Consider the following 1128-nt stretch of genomic DNA (forward strand, 5'->3'; position numbering starts at 1 on the left):
CACGGCGAGCTCGTGTTCTTCGACAACGAGGACGAGGGCGACAGCCGGCGCAACCTGCAGCTGCTCGACGCCGTGCGCACGAGCGTGGCGAGGGGCTTCGCGGGGTTCTCGCTGCGCTACCAGCCCATCGTGGACGCCCGCGACGGCAGCCTCGTGGGCGCCGAGGCGCTTCTGCGCTGGAGCGGCGAGCCCTACGGCGAGGTGCTGCCCGGGCGCTTCGTGCCGTGGCTCGAGCAGGACCCGTGCTTCTACGATTTGGGCAACTGGATCATGGGGCGGGCGCTCGAGGACGGCGTGCGCATGGTGCGCCGGCATCCCGGCCTGCGGCTCAACGTGAACGTGTCGCACACGCAGATCGGGCGCACCGGCTTCCGCGATGCGGTGGTGGGCGCGCTGGGCAGGACGGGCTTCCCGCCGGAGAACCTGTGCATCGAGCTCACCGAGCGCTGCCGCGCGATCGACCGCGACACGCTCATGGCCGAGATGGCGTTCTTCCGCGCCCGGGGCATCAAGGTGGCGCTCGACGACTTCGGCACGGGCGCGGCATCGCTGAACCTGGTGCGCAACCTTCCCATCGACCTGCTGAAGATCGACCGCTCCTTCGTGTCGAACATCCGGGAGAGCGTGGCCGACCAGGCCATCGTCGACGCCGTGGTGAGCTTCGCCGGGCGGCTGGGCATCGAGGTGTGCATCGAGGGGGTGGAGGACGCCGGCATCGTGGAGTTCATCGCCGGCCTTCCCGTGGCGAGCCACCAGGGCTTCCACTACGCCCGCCCGCTCGACTTGGAGCACCTGCTGGCCTTCGGGGACTGAGCTGCCGGCCGCGCCCCGGCCGCGCGGCCCGTCGGTTCTTCCGTCCTCCCCACGCGCCCTTGCCGGGCCGAGCCTCCCCGCCCCTTTCGCTGCGCAGCGCCCGGTTTCGCCCCGCTCGTTGACGGCGGCGGCCGTCGACGTCTAGGATAGGTCGGATTGCGTCCGATGCGCGCCTGTTCGCGGCGTGCCGAGTGGGAGGATGTTCGGTGGAGAAGCGTCCGGCGCGGCCACGGGCCGCCGTTGTCCTGGCCGTCTTGCTCGTCGTGCTGCTGGGGGCGGCGGCGTGCGGCTTCGGCTTCCTGGTGTGGCAGCAGC

At 71.5% G+C, this 1128-nt stretch carries 1 protein-coding gene; it reads left to right on the forward strand.

Going from position 1 to position 1128, the window contains the following annotated elements; all coding sequences use genetic code 11:
- The coding region (locus tag GPA_RS15280) for an EAL domain-containing protein (RefSeq protein WP_041239764.1) at nucleotides 1-813 on the forward strand (813 nt) is incomplete at its 5' end.
- Nucleotides 814-1128: the final 315 nt, after the last annotated feature.

It is taken from the genome of Gordonibacter pamelaeae 7-10-1-b, from assembly GCF_000210055.1.
Lineage (GTDB): Bacteria > Actinomycetota > Coriobacteriia > Coriobacteriales > Eggerthellaceae > Gordonibacter > Gordonibacter pamelaeae.